A 24,488-nucleotide genomic window follows, 5' to 3' on the forward strand; every position below is an offset into this window, starting at 1 on the left:
AGGCCCGCATGAGCGACATTCTTGCAGACAGCTTAGACGGCGTAGAGCGCCGATCGCTGGCTGACTTCACCGAAAATGCCTACCTCAATTACTCCATGTACGTGATCATGGACCGTGCCTTGCCGCACATTGGCGACGGTTTGAAGCCGGTCCAGCGGCGAATCATCTATGCCATGAGTGAGCTGGGGCTGGATGCCGATTCCAAGCACAAGAAGTCGGCGCGTACCGTCGGTGACGTGCTTGGTAAGTTCCACCCCCACGGTGACTCGGCCTGCTATGAAGCCATGGTGCTGATGGCCCAGCCGTTCAGCTATCGCTACACCCTGGTGGACGGGCAGGGCAACTGGGGTGCGCCGGACGATCCCAAGTCCTTCGCCGCCATGCGTTACACCGAGGCGCGGCTGTCGCGTTATTCCGAAGTGCTGCTCAGCGAACTGGGCCAGGGCACGGCGGACTGGGGCCCGAACTTCGACGGCACCCTGGATGAACCCTTGGTGTTGCCGGCACGTTTGCCGAATATCCTGCTCAATGGCACCACCGGCATCGCCGTGGGCATGGCCACTGACGTACCGCCTCACAACCTGCGGGAAGTGGCCACGGCGTGCGTGCGTCTGCTGGACGAGCCCAAAGCCACGGTGGAGCAACTCTGCGAGCACATCCAGGGCCCGGACTACCCAACCGAAGCGGAGATCATCACCCCGCGCGCCGACCTGCTGAAAATCTACGAGACCGGTCGCGGTTCGGTGCGCATGCGCGCCGTGTACCACATTGAAGATGGCGACATCATCGTCACCGCATTGCCGCATCAAGTATCCGGGGCCAAGGTCCTGGAACAAATTGCGGCGATGATGCAGGCAAAACCATCGAAAGCGCCGCAAGTTGCCGACCTGCGCGATGAGTCCGACCACGAAAACCCATGCCGTATCGTGATCATTCCGGTCAATAGCCGGGTCGATCACGACGCACTGATGCAGCACCTGTTCGCCAGCACCGATCTGGAATCCAGTTACCGGGTCAACATCAACATCATCGGCCTGGACGGCAAGCCGCAGTTGAAGAACCTGCGAGCGCTGCTGGTGGAGTGGCTGGAGTTTCGGGTCAAAACGGTGCGCCGGCGCCTGCAATTCCGCCTGGACAAGGTCGAACGCCGCCTGCACCTGTTGGACGGTTTGCTGATCGCCTACCTCAACCTGGATGAAGTGATCCACATCATCCGCACCGAGGAACACCCCAAGGCCAGCTTGATCACGCGCTTCGCCCTGAGTGAAATCCAGGCCGACTACATCCTCGATACCCGTCTGCGGCAATTGGCGCGGCTGGAAGAGATGAAGTTGCGCGCCGAGCAGGATGAACTGCTCAAGGAACAGGCCAAGCTGCAAGCGCTGCTGGGCAGCGAAGCCAAGCTGAAAAAGCTGGTGCGCACCGAACTGCTCAAGGACGCCGAGACCTATGGCGACGACCGTCGTTCGCCAATTGTCGAGCGTGCCGAAGCCAAAGCGCTGACCGAGCACGACCTGCTGCCAAACGAGAAAGTGACCGTCGTACTGTCGGAAAAAGGCTGGGTGCGTTCCGCCAAGGGTCATGATATTGACGCGGCGGGGCTTTCCTACAAGGCCGGGGACGGTTTCAAGGCGCTGGCGGCCGGGCGTTCCAACCAGTTTGCGGTTTTCGTCGACTCTACCGGGCGCAGCTATTCGGTGCCGGCCCACACCCTGCCTTCGGCTCGCGGCCAGGGCGAGCCGCTGACTGGACGATTAACTCCGCCACCGGGTGCAACTTTTGAATGCGTGCTGATGCCTGATGATGATGGGCTGTACGTTATTGCATCGGATGCGGGTTACGGGTTCGTGGTCAAGGGTGAGGATCTGCAAGCCAAGAACAAGGCGGGCAAGGCGTTGTTGAGCCTGCCGAACAACGCCAAGGTCATTGCGCCGCGCCCGGTCAGCGACCGTGAGAGCAATTGGCTGGCATCGGTAACGACCGAAGGTCGCTTGCTGGTCTTCAAGATCAGCGACTTGCCTCAGTTGGGTAAAGGCAAGGGCAACAAGATCATCGGTATTTCCGGCGAACGGGTGGCCAGCCGCGAGGAATATGTCACGGATATTGCAGTGTTACCGGAAGGCGCCACGCTTGTGCTACAGGCTGGAAAGCGTACGCTTTCGTTGAAGGCAGACGATCTTGAACATTACAAAGGTGAACGCGGTCGGCGGGGCAACAAGCTTCCAAGGGGATTTCAACGGGTCGATGCACTGCTCGTCGAAAACCTGAATTAAGCGTCCTAGAGGGCTCGGTCTGCGATTAAAAGCCGCAGGCCGACGCTTTCGCGCTGGAGTCGGAACGCATATTCACGGATGATAGGCCCTTTCAAGCGCCGGCGTGGCCGAGCGTTCTTCATATTGACCGAGTTTTTTTTCACTGTGGTAAGCCTTGTGGCCGCCACCTGGACGGGACGATGACTGCTCTGCGCCTTCCTATTTTGTGGCTCGCTGGCCTGCTTGGCCTGGCGGGTTGCAGCGTCAACCAGCCTGTGTCGCTGTATCAACTCGACAGTGGAACCCCGGCTCAGCCTGCGCAAAGCGCAGGCATGGCGGTCTTGCTGGGGCCGGTGTTGATCGCGGACTACCTGCAACGCGAAACCTTATTGCAACGCCAACCGGACGGTAGCCTGCAGGCCGCCACTGACGGTCGCTGGGCCGGCAGCCTGTCTTCGGACATCGACCAGTTGCTGCTGCGCCAGGTGGCCGGGCATCTGGACAGCCAGCGCGTGGTGTTGGCGCCGGCCACTCAAGGCTTTACGCCGGATGTCCAGGTGTTGCTGTCGATTACCCGCCTGGATTCGGGCAAATCGCAACCGGCGGTGCTCGATGCTCAATGGCGCTTGATCGACCGTCGAGGCAAGGTGCGGGAGAACCGCATTGTGCACTTGCAAGAACAACATGCCGGCACCACCGCTGCGCAAGTCCAGGCCCAAGGCGTGCTTCTGCAGCGCCTGGCCGAGCAGTTGTCCGTCTCGCTCAAGCCTTTGGCCAACCAGCCTCCTGTCGCAGAAGTTCCACGCAAGCCCGCTCCTGCCCCAGCCAAGCCGGTTGAGAAGGAAAAAGACAAGATTCCCATGGCCTTGCCAATTCGCACGGACATGGAAGTGTTCAGGTTCTGATGGTTGGAAAGGATGCAAAACGAAGCCCGCCTTGATAGCGGGCTTTGTTGTTTCTGCACTCTTATTTCTCAACGACGTCAGGCAAGATGAGTGCCCGGCACATCAGGCCTCCCCCGAATAACGACAAGGAAGAGTTGAATCCCTATGAAAACGACTGCCAGTTGCACATTTCAGATAACGGGCTGGGATGAAAATCCCTCCCAAATTCTTGAGGGCGCTCCCAAACTCTCACATGCCAAAATCACGCAGTCCTATAGCGGCGCTATCGAGGGAACCAGCAGTGTCGAATACCTGATGTCCTATAGTGCCGACGGCACCGCGTGCTTCGTAGGGTTTGAGCGGATTTGTGCGGTGGTGGCAGGTCAACGTGGAACATTCGTAGCCCGGCATTCGGGATCATTTTCCGACGGTAAAGCGCGCAGTACCTGGAGTGTCGTGGAAGGTGCCGGCACCGGAGAACTGGTCAGTCTGCGTGGCAATGGCAGCTATGTGGCTGGCCATGGTGAGCCGGCACAAGTGTCCTTTGAGTATTCGTTTGAGTCCGACAGCTAAGATTTTGCTGGGTGGGCGCGACTCTGTAGCCTGGATTGCGCTGTTTGTCCTGGCCTCATCGCGAGCAAGCTCGCTCCCACAAGGGATCTCTGCAAGCCGCAGACCCAGTGTGTGAGCGAGCTTGCTCGCGATGTCGGCGGCGCAGCCACAAAAAAGCCCGCAGACAATCACTCATCTGCGGGCTCCGTCATTTCAAGTGCTGAGGCTCAACCCTGGCGTTCATGCATCCGTGCCAGTTGCCGTTCCAGCATCGATGGATAGGGCTCCATCAGACGCTCCACGCAGCACGCGCCTTCCGGGCTGGCGATGGGGCGGATACGCGCGCGTTGGCGGATCAGCGCATTGTCGTTGATCTTGCGCTCCACCAGCAGCAGGTTGCGGCTGTGCTGCGACAGGGCCAGGGCGTCCTGGGCGGTTTCGGTCAGCAGCAGGTCGATCTGGCTCAGGCCGAACAGCTCGTCACCCAAGGTCAGGCCCAGTTGCAATTGCAGGGTGATGCCGCTGTCGGCGACCTCGATCTGCAACTGGTGGCCCAGGGCTCGCAGCAATTCACCGCAGCAGATGGCGTTGGTCAGGTAGTCGTCACCGCTGTCTTCGGTATGGAACAGCATCAGCGTGCTGCCGTCGTTCAGGGTGTGCACTTCGCCCTGATACAGCGAGGCGGCCTGGTCGAGGCAGTCGCGGTAGCGTTCGAGCAGTTCCTTCAGACGCGCCTGGGGCAGGCGCCGTAGTTGTTCCTGGGCACCCAATTGCACGGCCAGCACGGCACTGTGCTGTGGCTGGTTCGAGGCGACAGGCCGAACGACTGGCTGCGGCCCGCCGGCGATCGATTCGTCCCGCAGATCGGCAAAGGCGTCGTCGTCCTCATCGTCTTCAACCGTACGCACCACATGGCGTGGAGCCGCTTTGGCGGCAGGCATCGGCTGGCTTTCATCGAAGCCCGGATCGCGCAGGTTGCGCACTTCGAAGCCTGGCTCGGCATCGTCGTCATCCACGTAGTCGATGTCCTCGGGCTCTGGTACAGGCTCAGGTTCCGGGGCGAAGCTGGCGTGCAGTTGCCGGGCCAGGTCGCCGATTTCGTCCTGGCGCTGGGTGGCCGGGGTGTGTTCGTCGATGTCCCGCAGCCAGACCCGCAATTGCAGCAGCGGCGTGGAGATGTGGCGACCCAGGCGCAGGCTCAAGGCCAGTGCCAGCGCCAGCAGTATCGCGCTGAGGATGCCCATGCTTTGCAGGCTGATGGTCATCGGTTGCTGGAACTGATCCATGTCCAGGCTGATGCGCAGTTGTCCGGCGGTCACGTCCTGAAAGGTGATCTTGCTCTGGTACATGCCGCCGGATTCGCCCAGCAGGCCAGGCTTGGGCCGCTGCCCGGCCTCGGCGAGGATGCGGTTGTCCACGCTGTAGATGGCAGCGTGGGCCACCAGTTTGTTCTTGGTCAGGTTGTTGAGCAGTACATTGAGGCTGAGGATGTCGTTGGACACCAGCAGCTCAGTGGCGGACGTGGCGGTCTGGGTGGTCAGGCTCTCACCCAGGGCATCGGCCTGCTCATGCATGGCCTGCTTGAACTGCAGGCCCATCACGCAGGCATAGATGACCAGGGCCAAGGCGACCAGGATCACGTTATGGCTGGCAATGCGCAATGCAATCGGCACACGACGGTGGCGCAGTGCACGGAAGATCAGCAGGAAGAAATTGTCGGTTTTGACTGGCGTGGGCCGGTTCACTGAGCTCGGCTCTTTGTCCGTGAAATTGACGCGCAGTATAGCGACAGCCCCATGACCGGCAAAGCACTGGCGGTGCCCGATGGTCACTGAATGTGGGTAGAATGCGGTTTTTTTCCACCTGCGGGGGTGCGCCTTGCGCGAAATCGTCCTGATAAACATCACTGGCAGCGACCGTCCGGGTCTGACTGCGGCCATTACTGGCGTTCTGGCCCAGGGTGGTGTGAACATTCTCGACATCGGTCAGGCGGTGATTCATGACACGCTGTCGTTCGGCATCCTGGTTGAAATCCCGGACGCCGAACAGAGCAAGTCGGTGCTCAAGGACATCCTGTTCACCGCGTACAAACTCGACCAGCAGGTGCGGTTCACTCCGGTCTCCGAAGCCGACTACCAGCATTGGGTGAGCGGCCAGGGCAAGAAGCGCCACATCGTTACGCTATTGACCCGCAAGGTCACTGCCGAACAATTGCAGCGCGTCAGTTCGATCACCGCCAAATATGACCTGAATATCGATCACATCGACCGTCTGTCCGGGCGCATGCCGCTGGACACTCCGGACGACAAAGGCAAGGGCTGCATCGAATTCTCCGTGCGCGGCGAACCGGCTGACCCCCAGGCGTTGCGTGCCGAGTTCCTGAGCGTGGCCCAGGAGCTGAACGTCGACATCGCGTTCCAGGAAGACTCACTGTTCCGTCGTAACCGTCGCCTGGCGGTGTTCGATATGGATTCGACGCTGATCGAAGCTGAAGTCATCGACGAACTGGCCAAGGCTGCCGGCGTCGGCGACAAGGTCTCGGCCATCACTGAGCGAGCCATGGCTGGCGAGCTGGATTTTCGTGCCAGCTTCAAGGAGCGCCTGGCACTGCTCAAGGGGCTGGATGTCAGCGTGCTGGATTCCATCGGAGCCTCCCTGCGCCTGACCGAAGGTGCCGAGACCCTGTTCGCCGAACTCAAGCGTCTGGGCTACAAGACTGCCATCCTGTCCGGCGGCTTCACCTATTTCGCCAAGCAGTTGCAGGCCAAGCTCGGCATCGACTACGTGTTCGCCAACGAACTGGAAGTGGTGGACGGCAAGGTGACCGGCGTCGCCGTCGAGCCGATCGTCGATGCCCAGCGCAAGGCGGACTTGCTGCGTGAACTGGCCGAAAAAGAAGGCCTGCGCCTGGAGCAGACCATCGCCGTGGGGGACGGCGCCAACGACCTGCCGATGCTGGCGATCGCCGGCTTGGGCGTAGCGTTCCGGGCCAAGCCGCTGGTCAAGCAGTCGGCCAGGCAGGCGATCTCTACGCTGGGCCTGGATGGAGTGTTGTATCTGCTGGGCTTCAGGGATCGTGACGGGCAGCTCTGAGTAATATTTCGATTTTGATCGTTCCCACGCTCCTGCGTGGGAGCATCGCCGGGGATGCTCCGCGTTCCGCTTCTGGAAGGTGACGCGGAGCGTGGGAACGATCAAAACAGAGGGTGCAGCGCTGCTTAAAGCGACTTCCACAACGAATCAAAATTCCCTTCTTGCTCGTTGCCATCCTCGGTGGCGGCTGAATCCTCCTGGTGATAGGCAAACTGGTTGAAGCTGTGGGTGCTGGTGACCCGTCGGTCCAGCCCGGCGCGGCGTTCCTGGCCGTTGGTATTGATCAGCACCTGCTGTCCCTCCTGGAAGGGCAGGCGCGGGGCGATCATGGTGGGGGGAAGGTCAATGGCGCTGATCTCGGGGAGTAACAGCCCGCGCAGGTAGTGACCGTGCTCATTCTCTTGGCGGACCAGTTGCAACCCGCACGGCTGGGCATGGGGGGCGACAAGCTCGATGCCCATTTGCATGGCGCCATTGCGCACCTGGCGGATCCAGCGCACCACGGCGATGCTCCAGGCTTGATCACTGGTGTCCCGGATACCGACCATTTCCCCCGCTTGCAGTTGTTCCGGCACCTCTTTCGGCCAACCAAGGCAGTAACCGCCAGGGCTGTGATTGATGATCGGCAAGTCGTAGGTGGGGAAGTGATGCTGGTTGTCAGAACTGGTGCCGTCGTCATCGGCCGGATTGACCGGATACTCGATTTCTTCATAGGGCAACAGCTCGTTGTCGCCGGCCGGGGCGGCGTCGAAGGCTTGCCTCCAGGTGTCGTTGGTCCTGGTTGGCAAGGCTTCGAAACGGGCCTTGCGTGTGTTGGGGTTTTTCAGTATTTCGCTGAAAGAGCGCTCGCCGCCAAGGTAATAGTGCAGCGCACTCATGCCCACGCACAGGGTCAGCGTGCCGTTGCCCTCGGTACGCTGGAAGCTGCGTTCGGCCGCTTCGCCCCAGGCGGCTTGCAGGTGATGCAAGGTGTCGGCACTCATGCCGCCAGGAACTGGCAGGGTGTGATCGGCCGGTTGTGCCAGGTGAGTGGTGATCGCGCACACCAGTGGCTGTGGATCAAAGCCCTGCAAGGTCGGCTGCTGCTCGGCCCTGAACTTGGAGCGATAACGCGGCCCGATGTCCAGTTCCGGTGCAACGGCAAACAAGCTGGCGGTGACGGCGGCCGGATCCATCTTGACCCACTGGCTCCAGGATTCCAGCACCTCGGCCAGCCGGGCGATCTGACCCTGGCGCAGTTGATTGCTGCGTGAAGCGCCCAGCAGCAGGGCGACCACATAGGTTTGCTCGGCATTCAACTGATGAACCTGGCTGGCCAGTTCATCGCCTACGTTGAGGTGTTGCAAGCGGTGCTGGCAGGCAATCCGATACAACTGATGCAAGTCGAGCCACAGCCCTTCGGGCACAGGGCTATATAGCTGGGTGACACGCAGCAGGGTGCCGTCGAGGGCATGCATGGCCCGTTGCAATGCAGTGCTCAGCAGGCGGGCCTGGTCCTTGGTGTACTTCGAGGCGATGCGTGCCACGATCTGTTTGTAGCCCATCGCCAGATGACTTTGCAGGGCCTGGCACAGGTTGACGATCTTGCGCGAGCGCTCATCCAGCACAATGGCTTGTTGCAGGAAATGCCGCTCCAGGTGCTTGCAGACGTAATACACCTCGGGCCGCAGCAGTTCGAGCAGTTGCAGGCGATTGTCGCTGGGCGTGAGCAATTGGTTGAGTTCGCCAAGGGCCTGGTACAGCAAGCGGGCGGTTTCGCCGATGTTGGCCTTGGGCAGGTTGGCGATCCAGCGCTTGAGGTCGCGTGGCGTGGCGTCGCAGAACGACAGGCGTGATTGCGTCGGGGTCAGGACACGCAATAGCTGGAGAGGGCTGGTCTCATTCATGCCGTGGACGGGCTCCGGCGGGAAATGAAAGGGATGTTTCCAACTCTAGCAGTTGTAGCCAAAAGACGTGCGCTATCTATGCTGGATACCCTGTGGGAGCGAGCAAGCTCGCTCCCACATTTGATCTTTTACTCAGGCCTTTGGCAGCGCCAGCCCCTGGCCCATCTGCACCGGCGAGCCGGCCACCAGTTCTTCAGCCCATTTCACCTGGTCCGGCCCGAACAGCACAATGGCGGTCGAGCCCAGTTTGAAGCGGCCCAGTTCGGCGCCTTTTTCCAGGTGGATCGGTGCGCGAGCGGCTTCGTCATAGCGGAAAGTCTTGAGTTCACGCTTGGGCGGTGTCACCAGGCCGGCCCAGACGGTTTCGATGGATGCCACGATCATCGCGCCCACCAGGACCACGGCCATCGGCCCACGCTCGGTGTCGAAAATGCACGCCACGCGCTCGTTACGAGCAAACAGCTCAGGAACGTTTTCAGCAGTGGTCTGGTTGACCGAGAAAATTCGCCCGGGAATGTAGACCATCTCCCGCAGCGTGCCGGCCAGTGGCATGTGCACCCGGTGGTAATCCTTGGGCGAGAGGTAAATGGTGGCGAAGTCACCGCCCATGAATGGCGCCGCGTTGGCCGCGTCACCACCGAGCAGTTCCAGCACGCTGAAGCTGTGCCCCTTGGCCTGGAATACCCGGCCATGCTCGATCGGGCCGAGCTGGCTGACGGCACCGTCGGCGGGGCTGAGGATCGCCCCCGGGGTTGGGTCCAGCGGGCGGGCGCCGTCTTTCAAGGCGCGGGTGAAGAAAGCGTTGAAGTGCTCGTAGGCCGTCAGGTCTTCCACCAGGGCCTGGGACATGTCCACTTGATAACGCTTGGCGAACCACGCGGTGAAGGCATTCTTGAACCAGCGCACACGGCATTCGGCAATGCAGCCGGCCAGCCGCGACAGCAGATGATGGGGCAGCAGGTATTGAGAGAGGATGAACAAGCGGTTTTTCATTAACTGTCCTTAAGAACTTCAGAGCTCGATAGGGGTGTCGGGGTGATTGCCCCATTCGCCCCAGGAACCGGCATAGCCTTTGACTCGTGGATAACCGAGCGCCTTGGCCACCAGATAGGTGAAGCCAGAGCGGTGGTGGGTCTGGCAGTGAGTGATGATTTCTTTGTCCGGCGTGATGCCCAATTGTTCAAGGATCTGTGGCATATCCTTGCGAATGCGCAGGTTGCGCGCCTGGTCCATGCCGGCAGTCCATTCGAAGTTGACCGCGCCGGGGATGTGTCCGCCCCTGGCGGCGACGACTTTCTCGCCGGAGTATTCCAGCGGACCGCGTGCGTCCCAGATCGCCAGGTCGGCGGCGCCGAGACGGCTTTGCAGGTATTCGCGGGTGGCAGTGGGTTCGTCGTGCAGTGTCAGGCTTACCGGGCCGGCGACGGGTGCGGGCACTTCAGTGGAGACCGGCAAACCCTCGTCCAGCCACGACAGCAGGCCGCCGTCGAGGTAGTGGTAGTTCGAGTGGCCGATCACGTCCAGCAGCCAGATAAAACGCCCGGCCCAGCCGCCGCCTTCATCGTCATAGACCACGTAGACCGCATCCGGGTTGTGCCCGAGTTCGCCGAACAGTGCTTGCAGATCGGCTTTGGCCGGCAACAGGCCTGGCGCTGGGGGCTGGCCCAGTTGCGTACGCTTGGGGTCGACGAAACGTGCGCCGGGGATGTGGCCGGTGCTGTAGCGGGCGGCGCTGGTCAGGTCCACCAGAATCAGTTCGCGGGCGTCGAGGCGCGGCAGCAGCTCGCTCGGCTCGATCACCAGCGGCAAGCCAGAGAAGTCAGGCATGTGAGGTCTCCAGGGGCGCAAAGGGAAACGATTGTATCAAGTTCAGCGGCCGCGGTTGGTGAAGGTATGCAAGGCCCTTTCGATGCATTGCACGGTTTTGCCGAAGGCCTGTACGGTCACATCCGAAAACGGTCCGCCGCCCTGATCGACCACCACCAGCATGATCACCCGGCCGTTGCACGTCAGCGAACGCAACAGCAGGTGCTCACCCCGGAACAGGCTGCGCAGGCCCGGCGGCAGCAGCGCGGAAAACTGGGCATTGTTGTCCGGGGTCAGGCGAACCTGGGCCTGCTGGGCCAGCAACCGTTGCAGGACCTTGCTCTGGCTGATGGAGAAACTCATGGCCGCAGCTTCTGCAGGCAGGCCAGCGGTTTGATGCACGCGCACGCTGGTCTGGCTGCGGTCGGCCATCAGGATCATCACCCGGCGCATGCCGCAGGCCGCCAACGCATCCCGGGCCGAGGTGGTCAGGTGCATGGCATTGCTGAAGGGGCTCGGTTCCACCAGCAGGGCAGAGCATTGCTTGCGCCACCGGGTCAGGTCTTCGGCGCTGGGTGGGGCGGGCGGCAGCAACCCAGGGTGGATGCGGTGGCTGTCCCAGGGCCAGATCAGCGCCACGGCTGGATGCCAGAGATCTGGCATGGCGTGGTGGCGGGCGCTGATGACGGCTTGTTGATGCAGTTGCTGCTGGACTTCATCCATCGGCATTTGCAGATACAAGCTGGTCAGGTATTGCCAGCGCTGGCTATGGGGGCAATCCCACGCCTGTTGTGCCGAAAGGGCCAGGCCGTTGGCCAGTAGCACGGTATTGGCCGGCTGATTGAGCCAGCGCCGCAGGGTTGGGTCATCGTCCAGGCGATTCTGTTGGCGCAGCGGGTGTTCGCTGTCCCGGGCAATGCGTAGCACTTTTACCAGCTCGCGGCGTTCGCTGAGCAACAGGCGATAGCCTTGCATCACCCAGATCGGCAGGCGCCAGGCTTCTACCAGGGCCAGGCAAATTTTCAGCAGGCCGACGCCGAACAGTTCGCGCTCCACCTTGCTGGCTGGCTCGCCTTTATGGATGACCCGCAACTCCCACTCTCCCAGCAAGCGTGGGTGGGTCAGGGCCAGTGGCCAGAGCGGCGACAGAAACAGCAGGCTGCCCCAGTGGATGTCTTGCCACAGCCGCGCCAGGCGGCTGGCAAAAAAACCATTGGCCTGTTGCGTTGCGTGCTGGCTGATCAATTGCACCTGGCGCAGGGCGACGGGTATCTGCTGTTCCGGCAGCGAGGGCAGGCGTGCAAGCAGTTCTTCGGTGCGCTTGAGGCCGAGGCGGTTGATCGCTACTTCGAGATTTTCCGCAGGTTCTGCAAGGCTGCCGTGGGTGTGATGGTTGGCTTCGCGGATGACACTCAACGCCAGGGCGGGGCTGTCCTGGATCAGTTCGGCGATGTCTCGCAATGACCGGCGGCTGTCGGCAACAGCCTTGCAGACCAAGTCGTGACTGGCCTGGGGCACCGGCAGGTGTACGCCTTCGAGCAGCTTTACCCAGCCTTCGAGCGTGGTCGGCCGTGGAGTTGGAACCTTCGTTTCGTTAGCCATGGTTGGACGCGATCATCGCATAGAGTATCTACGCCCGGAACGGGGCAAACTGGCTTTTCGCCAGAACTGGCTATAGTCTGGCGCAGTTTTGCCGATAAGTAGAAGAAGAGATTTTTCAGCTTCCGAATATGACCTTGAACCCGACTTAAATAAGTACTTTCTATCTATGGCTAAAATTATCGGCATCATTGTCGTGTTCGCGAGCGTACTCGGCGGATACGTGCTCTCCCATGGCAAGATTGCAGCCCTGATCCAGCCTTTCGAGGTGATGATCATCGGTGGCGCGGCCCTTGGCGCATTCCTGCAGGCCAACCCCGGCTACATGACAATGCACGTGCTCAAGAAGTCCTTGGGCATGTTCAGTTCGCGTTTCAGCCACACCTTCTACCTCGAGGTGTTGGGGCTGATCTACGAGATCCTCAACAAGAGCCGCCGCGAAGGCATGATGGCGATCGAAGGGGATATCGAAGATGCCGCCGCCAGCCCGATATTCGCCAAGTACCCCGCGGTGCTCAAAGATGCCCGGATGACGGCGTTCATCTGTGATTACCTGCGCATCATGTCGTCTGGCAACATGGCCCCCCATGAGCTCGAAGGGCTGTTCGACATGGAACTCTACAGCCTCAAGGAAGACCTGGAGCACCCGTCCCACGCGGTCACCGGTATCGCCGACGCCATGCCGGGCTTTGGTATCGTCGCGGCGGTATTGGGCATCGTGGTGACCATGGCTTCCCTGGGCGACGGTGACCAGAAATCCATCGGTCTGCACGTGGGTGCGGCACTGGTGGGGACCTTCTTCGGTATTTTGGCCGCGTATGGTTTCTTCGGCCCTCTGGCCCACTCCCTGGCCCACGACGCCAAGGAAGAGCTCAACGTCTACGAAGCCATCAAGGCTTCCCTGGTGGCCTCGGCCTCGGGCATGCCGCCATCGCTGGCGGTGGAGTTCGGCCGCAAGGTCCTGTACCCGGCGCACCGTCCAAGCTTCGCCGAGCTGGAACAAGCGGTTCGCGGTCGCTAAGTCATGGAAAATAACCAGCCGATCATTATCAAGCGCGTCAAGCGCATAGCCGCGGGGCATCACGGGGGCGCCTGGAAAATCGCCTTCGCCGACTTTGCGACGGCGATGATGGCGTTCTTCCTGGTGCTGTGGCTGCTGTCCACCGCGACCCCGGAACAGAAGATCGCCATCGCCGGTTACTTCAAGGACCCGGTCGGTTTTACTGAAAGCGGCACGCCGTACATCATCGACCTGGGTGGTTCACCGACCCTGGCGCCGGAAACGACCCTCAACCCTGAAGTCAAGTCCGAGCCCCAGCCCGACAAAGTGACGGTGGATTCCGAGCAGGTCGAAGGCATGGCCGAGCAGATCGAGCGCGAGCGCCTGGAATTGTTGCTGCAGGAGTTGCAGAACAAGGTCGAGGAGAACCCGCAGCTGCAGAAATTCAAGGACCAGATCCTGTTCGAAATCACGCCGAACGGCTTGCGCATCCAGATCATGGACGCCGAGAACCGGCCGATGTTCGATTCCGGCAGTGCGCGCCTGAAGCCTTACTTCGAAGACATTCTGCTGGCCATGGCTGACACCATCAAAGCGGTGCCGAACAAAATCAGCATCAGCGGTCATACCGATGCCAAGCCCTATGTCGGCAAAGGTGATTTCGGTAACTGGGAACTGTCCGCTAACCGCGCCAACGCGGCACGTCGTGCCCTGGTGGCCGGCAGTTATCCGGACGAACAGGTGGCGCGGGTGGTCGGTTACGCATCCTCGGCGTTGTTCGACCGCAAGGATCCGTTCAACCCGGTCAACCGGCGTATCGATATCGTGGTGTTGACCAAGAAGGCCCAGCAGGCCATCGAAGGTTCGCAAACCGATGACCCGGCGCCGGATCCGGCCCAGGGCCAGGGCGCACCGGGTGAAGTACCGGCAACGCCTGGGGCGGCGGCTGATCCGAACGCCTTGCCGGCGGATAAGCAGCCGGTGCCGGCCCACGAGCTGCGCGAGCGTCTGAACCTGTTCGAGGACGCTGCGCCCAAGCCTGCCGAGACGCCTGCGCAGTAACCCACAAAAAAGCCGACATCATTGTCGGCTTTTTTGTGAATCATTGTTTTCTGATCGTTCCCACGCTCTGCGTGGGACGCTGAGCGTCACCAGATGCGTTACCACGCAGAGTGTGGGAACGATTCTATAACCGGGATCAGTAACTGCTTTCCGGCAGGCTGGCGATGATCGAGCGGTAGCTGTTCATCCGTTGCTGATGCACGCGACCTTCTTCCAAGGCCTTGAGCAGGGCACAACCGGGTTCGCGATCGTGCTTGCAGTCGCGGAAGCGGCAGGTGCCGATCAGCTCGTTGAACTCGATGAATCCGGCTTCGACATCGGCCCGGCTGACGTGACCCAAGCCAAACTCGCGGATGCCCGGCGAGTCGATCAGTTCACCGCCGCCGGGGAAGTGGAACAGCCGCGCGGTGGTGGTGGTGTGGGTGCCTTGGCCAGACAGTTCGGACAACGGCCCGACACGGGTCTCGACGTCCGGCAGCAGGCTGTTGACCAGCGACGACTTGCCGACACCGGACTGGCCGACGAACACACTGATGCGTCCGTCCAGTTGTTCCTGCAATTTTTCCATCCCGTCGCCGTGATGAGCCGAGACTTCCAGCACCGGGTAACCCAAGTCCCGATAGACCGACAGCAAAGCGTTCAGCGCAGGAGCGTTGTGTTCGTCGATCAGGTCGAACTTGTTGAGCAGCAGCAACGGGCGGATGCCGGCGTGCTCGGCGGCTACCAGGTAACGGTCGATCAGGTTGGCGTGAGGCTCGGGCAGCGGCGCAAAGACGATGACGATCATGTCAACGTTGGCGGCCACCGGCTTGAGCTGGCCTCGGCTGTCCGGGCGGCACAGCTCGGTGTGACGCGGTAATTGCGCCACGATTACGCCGATGCCCTGGTTGCCGGCGCGCCAGACGACCTGGTCGCCCGTCACCAGTGCCGGCAGGTTGGCCCGCAAGTGGCAGCGGAACACCTGGCCGGCCAGTTCGCCTTCCCGGGCCTCGACCTCGACTTGCACGCCGAAGTGGGCGATCACCAGGCCCGTCTGTTCAGGGCCCAGGTCGCCACCCTCCAGGGCTTCGACAGCACTGGATTCGCGTTTGGCGGCGCGGGCGGCGCGCTCGCCCTGGATCTTTTCGATGCGCCAGTTTTGACGACGATTGAGTTGGCGTTTGGCCATGGGTGTTCCGTATGAAGAAATGCAGCGAATAGGGTAAAACGGCCGCGAGTTTAGCACGCCCAAGGGCCTGCCTAGGCTAAACTGCGTGGCTACGCCGAGGAGCTCCCCTATGCAAAACCCGCAGAACCTGATCTGGATCGACCTGGAAATGACCGGTCTGAACCCTGACACCGATGTCATCATCGAAATGGCCACCATCGTCACCGACAGTGACCTCAACACCTTGGCCGAAGGCCCGGTGATCGCGATCCATCACCGCGACGAGATCCTGGCTGGCATGGACGAATGGAACACTCGCCAGCACGGCGGCTCTGGCCTTACCCAGCGGGTACGCGAGAGCAAAATCAGCATGGCCGAGGCCGAGGCCCAGACCATCGCCTTCCTGGAGCAGTGGGTGCCAAAGGGCAAGTCGCCGATCTGTGGCAACAGCATCTGCCAGGATCGTCGCTTCCTCTATACCCACATGAAATCCCTGGAAAGCTACTTCCACTACCGCAACCTGGACGTCTCCACCCTCAAGGAGCTGGCTGCTCGCTGGGCTCCAGAAGTGCGTGACAGTTTCCAGAAGGGCGGCAGCCACCTGGCCCTGGACGACATTCGCGAGTCCATCGCCGAGTTGCAGCATTACCGTAAGCACTTCATCAAGTTCTAAGTCGGCTCCCAGGCTATTGCAGCGAGGCGGCAGGCGGGGAAGCTGTGGTGGCGAGGGAGCAGTTTGGGCTGGGGGGCGTGATGTTTAGGCTGGGGCCGTTGCCTTGCCCCCTTTTGGTGCCTGCCCGAAATGGCTAGACTGCGCGCCTTCCAGTAAGGACCGCCCCTCATGTTGCTGATGCTTTATCTGATCGCCATCACCGCCGAAGCCATGACCGGCGCCTTGTCCGCCGGGCGCCGTGGCATGGACTGGTTCGGCGTGGTGCTGATCGCCTGCGTCACGGCATTGGGTGGCGGTTCGGTGCGTGATGTGCTGCTCGGGCATTACCCGCTCACTTGGGTCAAGCACCCGGAATACCTGGTACTGACCACCGCAGCGGCGATGCTCACGGTTTTCCTCGCGCGCTGGATGCGCCATCTGCGCTCGCTGTTCCTGGTGCTCGACGCCGTGGGCCTGGTGGCGTTTACCCTGATCGGCTGTATGACCGCCCTGGAAATGGGCCACGGCATGCTGGTGGCGTCGGTCAGCGGTGTCATCACGGGCGTGTTCGGCGGCATCCTGCGGGACATATTCTGCAACGACATCCCGCTGATCTTCCGCCGCGAACTCTACGCCAGCGTCTCGTTTGCCGCAGCATGGTGTTATCTATTGTGTGTCTTCCTGCAACTGCCGAGCGAGCAGGCGATCCTCATCACTTTGTTCGGTGGCTTTTTGTTGCGGCTCCTGGCTATCCGCTTTCACTGGGAAATGCCCAAGTTCGTTTATAACGACGAGGTCTGACGCTCGGCGTGTTGGCGCAACGCCCATTCCACATGTTCGCGCACCAGTTCTGACGGATAATCGCGCCGCGCTTGCAGTGCCTGTAGCACCGGAATCGTTGACGGTGCGTTCCCCAGGCCTACCGCCAGGTTGCGTAGCCAGCGTTCGTAACCGGCGCGGCGCAGCGGCGAACCTTCGGTGCTGCTCAGAAACCGATCCTCGTCCCACATGAACAGCTCGGCCAGCCCGGCATTGTCCAGGTTGTGCCGCGGCTTGAAGTCGCTTTCCCCGGAAGGCCGGGCGAAGCGGTTCCACGGGCAGACGATCTGGCAGTCATCACAACCGAACACCCGATTGCCGATCAACGGCCGCAGTTCTTCGGGGATGGCGCTTTTCAGTTCGATGGTCAGGTAGGAAATGCAGCGTCGGGCATCCAGCACGTAGGGGCCGACGAAGGCATTCGTCGGGCAGATGTCCAGGCACGCAGTGCATTTTCCGCAGTGTTCGCTGGCGTGGGGTGGGTCCACCGGCAGGGGCAGGTCGACAAACAGCTCGCTCAAGAAGAAATAGCTGCCAGCCTTGCGGTTCAACACCAGGGTGTTCTTGCCGATCCAACCCAGGCCGGCCTGTTCGGCGATGGCTTTTTCCAGCACCGGGGCGCTGTCGACGAAGGCGCGATAACCGAAGGGGCCGATGACCGCCTGAATTTTTTCTGCCAGTTGCTGCACACGTTTACGGATCAATTTGTGGTAATCGCGGCCCAATGCATAGCGCGAGACATAGGCTTTTTCCGGTTGGCCAAGCAATTGCGCCATTTGTGTGTCGCCCGGCAGGTAGTCCATGCGCAGGGAAACCACCCGCAATGTGCCCGGCACCAGCTCTTCGGGGTGCGAGCGTTTGCTGCCATGGGCGCCCATGTATTCCATCTCGCCGTGATAACCCGCGTCGAGCCAGCGCTGCAAATGCTGCTCGTGCTCGGCAAGGTCCAGGCCGCTGATGCCGACTTGCTGGAAGCCCAGCTCGCGGCCCCAGTCCTTGATGGAGAGGGCGAGGGCAGGGAGGTCTGTGGAAATGGCAGGCATGAGGCGAGAGAAACCGGAGCTGAGATGCGTATAATTCTGCCAGACATCGGAGCCCGAAGACGCATGCCGCACACTAAAGATGATTTTCCCGACGCGCTGTACAGTGCCGCGCAGGTCCGGGCCCTCGACGCACAACTGATCGCGGCAGGTACCAGCGGCTTCGAATTGATGCAGCGCGCGGCCCGTGCCACCTGGCGAGCGATCGTCCGGCATTGGCCTGAGGCCGGCGAGCTGACCGTGCTGGCCGGTCACGGTAACAACGCCGGCGACGGTTATCTGGTGGCAACCTTGGCCCGGCGGGCCGGGTGGTCGGCGCGGGTGGTGGCAGTGGGCGAGCCCCGGCGATTGCAGGGTGACGCCGCCAATGCCCATGCCGAGGCCGTGGCGGTGGGGGTGCAGGTAGAACCGTGGTCGGATGAGATCGAATTGCGTGGCGTGCTGCTCGACGCCTTGCTCGGCACCGGGTTGAGTGGCGACGTACGCGAGCCTTATGTGCGGGCCATCGACACGATCAACGTCAGCGGCCTGCCGGTCGCGGCGGTGGATATTCCCTCGGGGCTGTGCGCTGATACCGGGCGAGTGCTGGGCACGGCGGTGACGGCCGACCTGACCGTGACGTTCATTGGCCTGAAGCTGGGCCTGTTCACGGGCGATGCGGCGGATCGGGTTGGCGAACTGGTGTTCAACGATCTCCACGCCGATCCTGACATCGTTGAATCGGCAGCGGTCAGTGCCCGACTGCTCTCATCCCATAATCTGCCGCGTCTGGCGCCCCGTGTACCCACCACTCACAAAGGCCGGTTGGGTCATGTGCTGTTGATTGGTGGCGACCGGGGCTTTGGCGGCGCGATCCAGATGAGCGCCGAAAGCGCACTGCGTTGCGGCGCGGGCATGGTTTCGATGGCGACCCGCAGCGAGCATGTCTCGGCTGCGCTGACGCGTTTGCCTGAGGTCATGGTGCAGGGCACTCATTCGGCCAATCAATTGATGGGGTTGCTCAAGCAGGCCAGTGTGCTGGTGGTCGGGCCAGGGCTGGGCCAGGCCGCGTGGGGGCGTAGCCTGTTGTCGGCGGCCGCCAATGCGCTATTGCCGCAAGTGTGGGATGCCGATGCGCTGAACCTGCTGAGCAGCGGCGCTGTCAGTCTGCCTGAACACTGTGTCATCACCCCGCATCCGGGCGAGGCGGCGCGGCTTCTGGACTTGTCCACGGCCCAGGTGCAGGCCGATCGTCCAGCAGCGGCCCACGCCTTGAGCCAGAAATATACCGCCACGGTGATCCTCAAGGGCGCCGGCAGCCTGATCGCCAGTCCGGACGGTCGCCTGGCGGTTTGCAGCCAGGGCCATCCAGCCATGGCCAGCGCCGGCCTGGGGGATGTGTTGGCCGGGGTGGTCGGCGCGTTGCTCGCTCAGGGCATGGATAGTTTTGATGCGGCGTGCCTGGCGGTCTGGCTGCACGCCAATGCCGGTGCGCAAGCCGGTCGATCGGGCCGGGGGCTGGCGGCGACCGATCTGATCCCGGCCATTCGTCAGTTGTTGGAGGAGCATTCACCGTGTCTGAAGTAACCCTGTACGTGGCGGACGAACAAGCCATGACGGCATTCGGGGCGCGCGTTGCACGCATCACGGCGGGCCATGGCCTGATTTTTCTCGAAGGTGACCTCGGAGCGGGGAAAACCACCTTGTCCCGTGGCATTATTCGCGGCCTCGGACACGTCGGCTCAGTCAAAAGCCCCACGTTCACCTTGGTCGAGCCCTACGAGATTGGCGACATCCGTGCCTTCCATTTCGACCTGTATCGACTGGTGGATCCTGAAGAGCTGGAATTCCTTGGTATTCGCGATTATTTCGAAGATGACGCTCTGTGCCTGATCGAATGGCCCCAGAAAGGTGCAGGCTTTTTGCCAAAGCCTGACCTGACCATTACCATTGGCGCGCAGAACGGCGGGCGTTTGCTGAAATTGACGCCGCAAGGCTCGCGTGGCGAGTCGTGGTGTGCCGCTTTGGCATTGGAAACTAATTAATGATGGGGTTTGGTATGCGCTTTCGCGCGGTGGTTGCTGTCGTAGGACTGTTGCTTACGGCACTGGCCGTCGATGCTGTGGCCGAGACAAAGGTCAACAGCGTTCGCCTCTGGCGAGCGCCGGACAACACGCGGCTGGTCTTCGACCTGACGGGCCCGGTGCAACACAGCGTATTCACCCTGACCGCCCCGGATCGCCTGGTGATCGACATCAATGGCGCGTCCCTGGGCGCGCCATTGAACGTGGCCACCGCCAATACACCGATTACCGCGATGCGTTCGGCCCAACGGACGCCGACCGACCTGCGGGTGGTCATCGACCTGAAAAAAGCCGTGACCCCGAAAAGCTTCACCCTGGCCCCGAACGCTCAGTACGGCAACCGACTGGTGGTGGATCTGTTCGATAACCCGGCCGACGCCGCGCCACCTTCGCCGCCGCCGACCAATGTCGCCACGATACCGGCGGTGCCGGTGACGCCGACCGAACCGGCGATCAAGCTGCCACCGGCCCCGGCCGGCAAGCGCGACATCATCGTGGTGATCGACGCCGGTCACGGTGGCGAAGACCCGGGGGCCTCGGGCTCGCGTGGGCAGCGTGAAAAAGACGTGGTGCTGTCCATCGCCCGCGAGCTGCAGCGCCAGGTCAACGGCATGAAAGGCTTCCGTGCCGAGCTGACCCGTACCGGCGACTACTTCATTCCGTTGCGTGGGCGTACCGAAATCGCTCGCAAGAAAGGCGCCGACCTGTTCGTCTCCATCCACGCCGACGCCGCGCCTTCGGCCGCTGCGTTCGGGGCCTCGGTATTTGCCTTGTCCGATCGTGGCGCCACCTCGGAAACTGCCCGTTGGCTGGCCGACAGCGAAAACCGTTCCGACCTGATCGGTGGTGCCGGTAACGTCAGTCTCGACGACAAGGACCGGATGCTTGCCGGTGTGTTGCTCGATTTGTCGATGACCGCCTCGTTGACCTCCAGCCTGAACGTCGGCCAGAAGGTCTTGAGCAACATCGGTCGCGTTACGCCGCTGCATAAACAGCGCGTCGAACAGGCCGGGTTCATGGTGCTCAAGTCGCCGGACATTCCGTCGATCCTGGTGGAAACCGGCTTCATCTCCAACGCCAATGAAGCGTCCAAGCTGTCCTCCGCCAATCATCAGCAGGCGCTGGCCCGCTCGATCAGCAGCGGCGTGCGGCAGTTCTTCCAGCAGAACCCACCGCCGGGCACCTACATTGCCTGGTTGCGCGACTCCGGCAAGATTGTCCAGGGCCCGCGGGACCATCGGGTCAGTCCTGGTGAAACCCTGGCGATGATCGCTGTGCGCTATCAGGTGTCGCCTGCCACCTTGCGCAGTGCCAACAACCTCAAGAGCGACGAGCTCAAGATCGGCCAGACCCTGACCATTCCCGGCAATGACGTGGCGGTTCAGCAATGAGTGACGAAGTGATCGGCAGCAACGCCCGTATCGAACTGCTCAGCCCACGGCTGGCGAACCAGATCGCCGCCGGCGAAGTGGTCGAGCGGCCGGCGTCGGTCATCAAGGAGTTGCTGGAAAACAGCCTCGACTCCGGGGCCAAGCGCATCGATGTGGATGTCGAGCAAGGCGGCGTCAAGCTGCTGCGGGTACGCGATGACGGTGGCGGTATTTCTTCCGACGACCTGCCGCTGGCCCTGGCGCGCCACGCCACCAGCAAGATTCGCGATCTGGAAGACCTCGAGCGGGTCATGAGCCTGGGCTTTCGTGGCGAGGCGCTGGCGTCCATCAGTTCGGTGTCGCGCCTGACACTTACCTCCCGCACCCGCGACGCCGAGCAGGCCTGGCAAGTCGAGACCGAAGGCCGGGACATGGCCTCTCGCGTGCAGCCGGCGGCTCATCCGGTGGGGACCTCGGTGGAGGTGCGCGACCTGTTCTTCAACACCCCGGCCCGGCGCAAGTTTCTCAAGGCCGAGAAGACCGAATTCGATCACTTGCAGGAAGTCATCAAGCGCCTGGCCCTGGCGCGTTTTGACGTGGCGTTCCATTTGCGCCACAACGGCAAGACCATCCTCAGCCTGCACGAGGCCCACGACGATGCGGCCCGCGCCCGGCGGGTGGGTGCGGTGTGCGGTGCCGGGTTCCTGGAACAGGCGTTGCCCATCGAGGTGGAGCGCAATGGCCTGCATCTGTGGGGGTGGGTTGGCTTGCCGACCTTCTCCCGTAGCCAGGCGGACTTGCAATATTTTTATGTGAACGGCCGGGCGGTGCGCGACAAACTGGTGGCCCACGCCGTGCGCCAGGCTTATCGCGACGTGCTGTTCAACGGTCGGCATCCGACTTTTGTGCTGTTTTTTGAAGTCGACCCGGCGGTGGTGGACGTCAACGTGCACCCGACCAAGCATGAGGTGCGTTTTCGTGACGGGCGCATGGTCCACGATTTCCTCTACGGCACCTTGCACCGCGCCTTGGGCGATGTACGCCCGGAAGATCAACTGGCGGCCCCGGCGGCGGTCGGCGGCATGGTCCGGCCTAGCGGGTTGGAAGCGGGCGAATTCGGGCCCCAGGGCGAAATGCGCCTGGCGGCCAACGCGTTGCTGGAACAGCCGCAAGCGCAACCGAGCTACAACACGGCCGGTAGCGGGGCTGGCAGCGGCTATCAGTATCAATACACCCCGCGCCCGCAATCCAACGTGCCAGTGGCCGAGGCCCAGGCGGCGTATCGCGAGTTCTTCAAACCCTTGCCTGAACCCGGTGCGGCGGCATTGCCCGACGGCCAGGGCGACATCCCGCCGTTGGGTTATGCCCTGGCGCAACTCAAAGGTATTTATATCCTTTCGGAAAATGCCCAGGGCCTGGTGCTGGTGGACATGCACGCCGCCCACGAGCGGATCATGTACGAGCGGTTGAAAATCGCCATGGCCAGCGAAGGCCTGAGCGGCCAGCCGCTGTTGGTGCCCGAATCCCTGGCAGTCAGCCAGCGCGAAGCCGATTGCGCCGAAGAGCATGTGAGTTGGTTCCAGCGCCTGGGCTTTGAATTGCAACGCCTGGGCCCGGAAACCCTGGCGATTCGCCAGATCCCGGCGTTGTTGAAACAGGCCGAGGCCAATCGCCTGGTCAGCGACGTGCTGGCGGACCTGATGGAGTACGGCACCAGCGACCGGATTCAGGCACACCTGAACGAACTGCTCGGCACCATGGCCTGCCACGGCGCGATCCGCGCCAACCGGCGCCTGGCCCTGCCGGAAATGAACGGCCTGCTGCGGGACATGGAAAACACCGAACGCAGCGGTCAATGCAACCATGGCCGGCCGACCTGGACCCAATTGGGCCTGGACGACCTGGACAAACTGTTCCTGCGCGGTCGTTGATGAACCAGTTGCCACCGGCGATTTTCCTGATGGGGCCGACTGCCGCCGGCAAGACCGACCTGGCTATCGAATTGACCAAGGTGTTGCCCTGCGAGCTGATCAGCGTCGATTCGGCCCTGGTTTACCGAGGCATGGACATTGGCACGGCCAAGCCGTCTAAAGAGCTGCTGGCCGAGTATCCGCACCGACTGATCGACATCCTCGACCCGGCCGAGGCCTACTCGGCCGCGGATTTTCGTCGCGATGCCCTCCAGGCCATGGCCGAGATCACCGCGCGGGGCAAGATTCCGCTGCTGGTGGGCGGCACGATGCTGTATTACAAGGCCTTGGTCGATGGCTTGGCGGATATGCCGGCAGCCGACCCCGAGGTGCGCGCGCAGATCGAAGAAGAGGCTGCACGCCTTGGCTGGCAAGCGCTGCATGAGCAATTGGCGGCCATTGACCCGGAGTCGGCGGCGCGTATTCACCCCAACGACCCGCAGCGGCTCAGTCGGGCCCTGGAGGTTTATCGGGTCAGCGGCCAGAGCATGACAGCCCTGCGCCAGCGACAATCTGCGCAAAGTACTGAAGCAGCCGCTTCGGGACTGCAACAATTGCCCTATACTGTCGCGAATCTGGCTATCGCTCCGGCGAACCGGCAAGTGCTGCATCGGCGAATTGAACAAAGATTCACTTTAATGTTGGAACAGGGATTCGTCGACGAGGTCGTAGCCCTGCGTGAGCGAAGTGACCTGCATGCCGGGTTGCCGTCTATACGTGCGGTGGGTTATCGACAAGTCTGGGATTACCTGGACGGCAAGCTGACGTCAGCCGAGATGCAGGAGCGTGGGATCATTGCCACGCGCCAATTGGCGAAACGCCAGTTCACCTGGCTGCGCAGCTGGACTGACTTGCATTGGCTTGACAGTCTCGATTGCGACAATCTGCCACGCGCCTTGAAATACCTCGGGACCATCTCCATATTGAGCTGAGTCCTTGCAATTGCCGTCTATCCTTGGGGGTGTGACGGCCCAAGCCATCTGATTCCGATTTTTATAATTGATCCTTAAAGGAGTGCGGCACATGTCAAAAGGGCATTCGCTACAAGACCCTTACTTGAACACTTTACGTAAAGAGAAAGTTGGGGTGTCCATCTATCTGGTCAACGGGATCAAACTACAAGGCACGATCGAGTCTTTCGACCAGTTCGTCATCCTTCTGAAAAACACCGTCAGCCAGATGGTCTACAAGCACGCGATCTCGACAGTCGTGCCAGTCCGTCCAATTCGTCTGCCTAGCGCAACCGAATCCGAAGGCGGTGACGCTGAGCCGGGTAACGCCTGATAGGAGTCT

Annotated in this window: 21 protein-coding genes; 14 read left to right on the forward strand and 7 right to left on the reverse strand. The window is 61.8% G+C overall.

What is annotated here, in order from left to right:
- Positions 1 to 8: 8 nt before the first annotated feature.
- From parC to SGN16_RS02640, 3 genes are all read left to right on the forward strand, one after another.
- A complete protein-coding gene (gene parC / locus SGN16_RS02630; RefSeq protein WP_335943821.1) occupies positions 9 to 2,273 on the forward strand; it encodes a DNA topoisomerase IV subunit A in 2,265 nt (754 codons plus the stop codon).
- A gap of 179 nt (positions 2,274 to 2,452) precedes the next feature.
- Positions 2,453 to 3,157, forward strand: a complete 705-nt coding sequence (locus tag SGN16_RS02635) for a PqiC family protein (RefSeq protein ID WP_210642575.1) — start codon at positions 2,453 to 2,455, stop codon at positions 3,155 to 3,157.
- Between the two features lie 144 nt (positions 3,158 to 3,301).
- Complete coding sequence (locus tag SGN16_RS02640; protein ID WP_335943822.1) at positions 3,302 to 3,709, forward strand: DUF3224 domain-containing protein; 408 nt, start codon at positions 3,302 to 3,304, stop codon at positions 3,707 to 3,709.
- A gap of 206 nt (positions 3,710 to 3,915) precedes the next feature.
- Here SGN16_RS02640 and SGN16_RS02645 read toward each other — a convergent pair whose 3' ends face one another.
- On the reverse strand, positions 3,916 to 5,433 hold the full coding sequence (locus SGN16_RS02645) for an AhpA/YtjB family protein (RefSeq protein ID WP_335943823.1): 1,518 nt from the start codon (positions 5,431 to 5,433) through the stop codon (positions 3,916 to 3,918).
- Positions 5,434 to 5,566: 133 nt separating this feature from the next.
- Between SGN16_RS02645 and serB the strand changes: the two genes are divergently transcribed.
- The gene (gene serB / locus SGN16_RS02650) at positions 5,567 to 6,781 is read left to right on the forward strand and encodes a phosphoserine phosphatase SerB (RefSeq protein ID WP_210642578.1); all 1,215 of its coding nucleotides are present in this window, start codon (positions 5,567 to 5,569) and stop codon (positions 6,779 to 6,781) included.
- Between the two features lie 125 nt (positions 6,782 to 6,906).
- Here the strand turns inward: serB and SGN16_RS02655 are convergent, their stop codons facing one another.
- From SGN16_RS02655 to SGN16_RS02670, 4 genes are all read right to left on the reverse strand, one after another.
- On the reverse strand, positions 6,907 to 8,667 hold the full coding sequence (locus SGN16_RS02655; protein ID WP_335943824.1) for a molecular chaperone: 1,761 nt from the start codon (positions 8,665 to 8,667) through the stop codon (positions 6,907 to 6,909).
- A gap of 132 nt (positions 8,668 to 8,799) precedes the next feature.
- Positions 8,800 to 9,660 carry an archaetidylserine decarboxylase gene (gene asd, locus SGN16_RS02660; protein WP_335943825.1) on the reverse strand — a complete coding sequence of 287 codons (861 nt, stop codon included), beginning with the start codon at positions 9,658 to 9,660 and terminating at the stop codon, positions 8,800 to 8,802.
- An 18-nt stretch (positions 9,661 to 9,678) separates the two neighbouring features.
- Positions 9,679 to 10,494 carry a thiosulfate sulfurtransferase gene (rhdA, locus tag SGN16_RS02665; RefSeq protein ID WP_210642581.1) on the reverse strand — a complete coding sequence of 272 codons (816 nt, stop codon included), beginning with the start codon at positions 10,492 to 10,494 and terminating at the stop codon, positions 9,679 to 9,681.
- Positions 10,495 to 10,536: 42 nt separating this feature from the next.
- Positions 10,537 to 12,075, reverse strand: coding sequence for an HDOD domain-containing protein (locus SGN16_RS02670; RefSeq protein ID WP_210642582.1), 1,539 nt, complete (start codon positions 12,073 to 12,075; stop codon positions 10,537 to 10,539).
- A 166-nt stretch (positions 12,076 to 12,241) separates the two neighbouring features.
- On the opposite strand from SGN16_RS02670, the gene motA reads away from it, so the two are divergent.
- A complete protein-coding gene (motA, locus tag SGN16_RS02675; protein ID WP_003197198.1) occupies positions 12,242 to 13,093 on the forward strand; it encodes a flagellar motor stator protein MotA in 852 nt (283 codons plus the stop codon).
- A 3-nt stretch (positions 13,094 to 13,096) separates the two neighbouring features.
- Positions 13,097 to 14,134, forward strand: a complete 1,038-nt coding sequence (gene motB / locus SGN16_RS02680; RefSeq protein ID WP_210642583.1) for a flagellar motor protein MotB — start codon at positions 13,097 to 13,099, stop codon at positions 14,132 to 14,134.
- Positions 14,135 to 14,270: 136 nt separating this feature from the next.
- Here the strand turns inward: motB and rsgA are convergent, their stop codons facing one another.
- Positions 14,271 to 15,302, reverse strand: a complete 1,032-nt coding sequence (gene rsgA, locus SGN16_RS02685) for a small ribosomal subunit biogenesis GTPase RsgA (RefSeq protein ID WP_210642584.1) — start codon at positions 15,300 to 15,302, stop codon at positions 14,271 to 14,273.
- A 109-nt stretch (positions 15,303 to 15,411) separates the two neighbouring features.
- Here rsgA and orn point away from each other — a divergent pair, with 109 nt between their 5' ends.
- Together orn and SGN16_RS02695 are read left to right on the forward strand one after the other, a co-directional pair.
- The gene (orn, locus tag SGN16_RS02690; protein WP_335943826.1) at positions 15,412 to 15,954 is read left to right on the forward strand and encodes an oligoribonuclease; all 543 of its coding nucleotides are present in this window, start codon (positions 15,412 to 15,414) and stop codon (positions 15,952 to 15,954) included.
- Positions 15,955 to 16,122: 168 nt separating this feature from the next.
- Positions 16,123 to 16,734 (forward strand): trimeric intracellular cation channel family protein, encoded by a 612-nt coding sequence (locus SGN16_RS02695; RefSeq protein WP_058546520.1) that lies wholly within the window; start codon positions 16,123 to 16,125, stop codon positions 16,732 to 16,734.
- Here the strand turns inward: SGN16_RS02695 and queG are convergent.
- Positions 16,716 to 17,795, reverse strand: coding sequence for a tRNA epoxyqueuosine(34) reductase QueG (gene queG, locus SGN16_RS02700; RefSeq protein WP_335943827.1), 1,080 nt, complete (start codon positions 17,793 to 17,795; stop codon positions 16,716 to 16,718). The genes SGN16_RS02695 and queG overlap by 19 nt on opposite strands.
- A gap of 63 nt (positions 17,796 to 17,858) precedes the next feature.
- Between queG and SGN16_RS02705 the strand changes: the two genes are divergently transcribed.
- The 6 genes from SGN16_RS02705 to hfq all read left to right on the forward strand — a co-directional run bounded on the left by SGN16_RS02705 (position 17,859) and on the right by hfq (position 24,479).
- Positions 17,859 to 19,358, forward strand: a complete 1,500-nt coding sequence (locus SGN16_RS02705) for an NAD(P)H-hydrate dehydratase (protein WP_335943828.1) — start codon at positions 17,859 to 17,861, stop codon at positions 19,356 to 19,358.
- Positions 19,346 to 19,816: a tRNA (adenosine(37)-N6)-threonylcarbamoyltransferase complex ATPase subunit type 1 TsaE gene (tsaE, locus tag SGN16_RS02710; RefSeq protein WP_335943829.1), complete on the forward strand. Its 471-nt coding sequence runs from the start codon at positions 19,346 to 19,348 to the stop codon at positions 19,814 to 19,816. The genes SGN16_RS02705 and tsaE overlap by 13 nt, the downstream gene beginning before the upstream one ends.
- Positions 19,816 to 21,246, forward strand: a complete 1,431-nt coding sequence (locus SGN16_RS02715) for an N-acetylmuramoyl-L-alanine amidase (protein ID WP_281728934.1) — start codon at positions 19,816 to 19,818, stop codon at positions 21,244 to 21,246. The genes tsaE and SGN16_RS02715 overlap by 1 nt, the downstream gene beginning before the upstream one ends.
- Positions 21,243 to 23,156 carry a DNA mismatch repair endonuclease MutL gene (mutL, locus tag SGN16_RS02720; protein WP_210642588.1) on the forward strand — a complete coding sequence of 638 codons (1,914 nt, stop codon included), beginning with the start codon at positions 21,243 to 21,245 and terminating at the stop codon, positions 23,154 to 23,156. The genes SGN16_RS02715 and mutL overlap by 4 nt, the downstream gene beginning before the upstream one ends.
- Positions 23,156 to 24,127 carry a tRNA (adenosine(37)-N6)-dimethylallyltransferase MiaA gene (gene miaA / locus SGN16_RS02725; RefSeq protein WP_210642589.1) on the forward strand — a complete coding sequence of 324 codons (972 nt, stop codon included), beginning with the start codon at positions 23,156 to 23,158 and terminating at the stop codon, positions 24,125 to 24,127. Before mutL ends, miaA begins: the two co-directional genes overlap by 1 nt.
- Positions 24,128 to 24,218: 91 nt before the next feature.
- Positions 24,219 to 24,479: an RNA chaperone Hfq gene (hfq, locus tag SGN16_RS02730; RefSeq protein WP_003186419.1), complete on the forward strand. Its 261-nt coding sequence runs from the start codon at positions 24,219 to 24,221 to the stop codon at positions 24,477 to 24,479.
- Positions 24,480 to 24,488 lie beyond the last annotated feature (9 nt).

Source organism: Pseudomonas sp. G166 (assembly GCF_037027455.2).
Taxonomy (GTDB): Bacteria; Pseudomonadota; Gammaproteobacteria; order Pseudomonadales; family Pseudomonadaceae; genus Aquipseudomonas.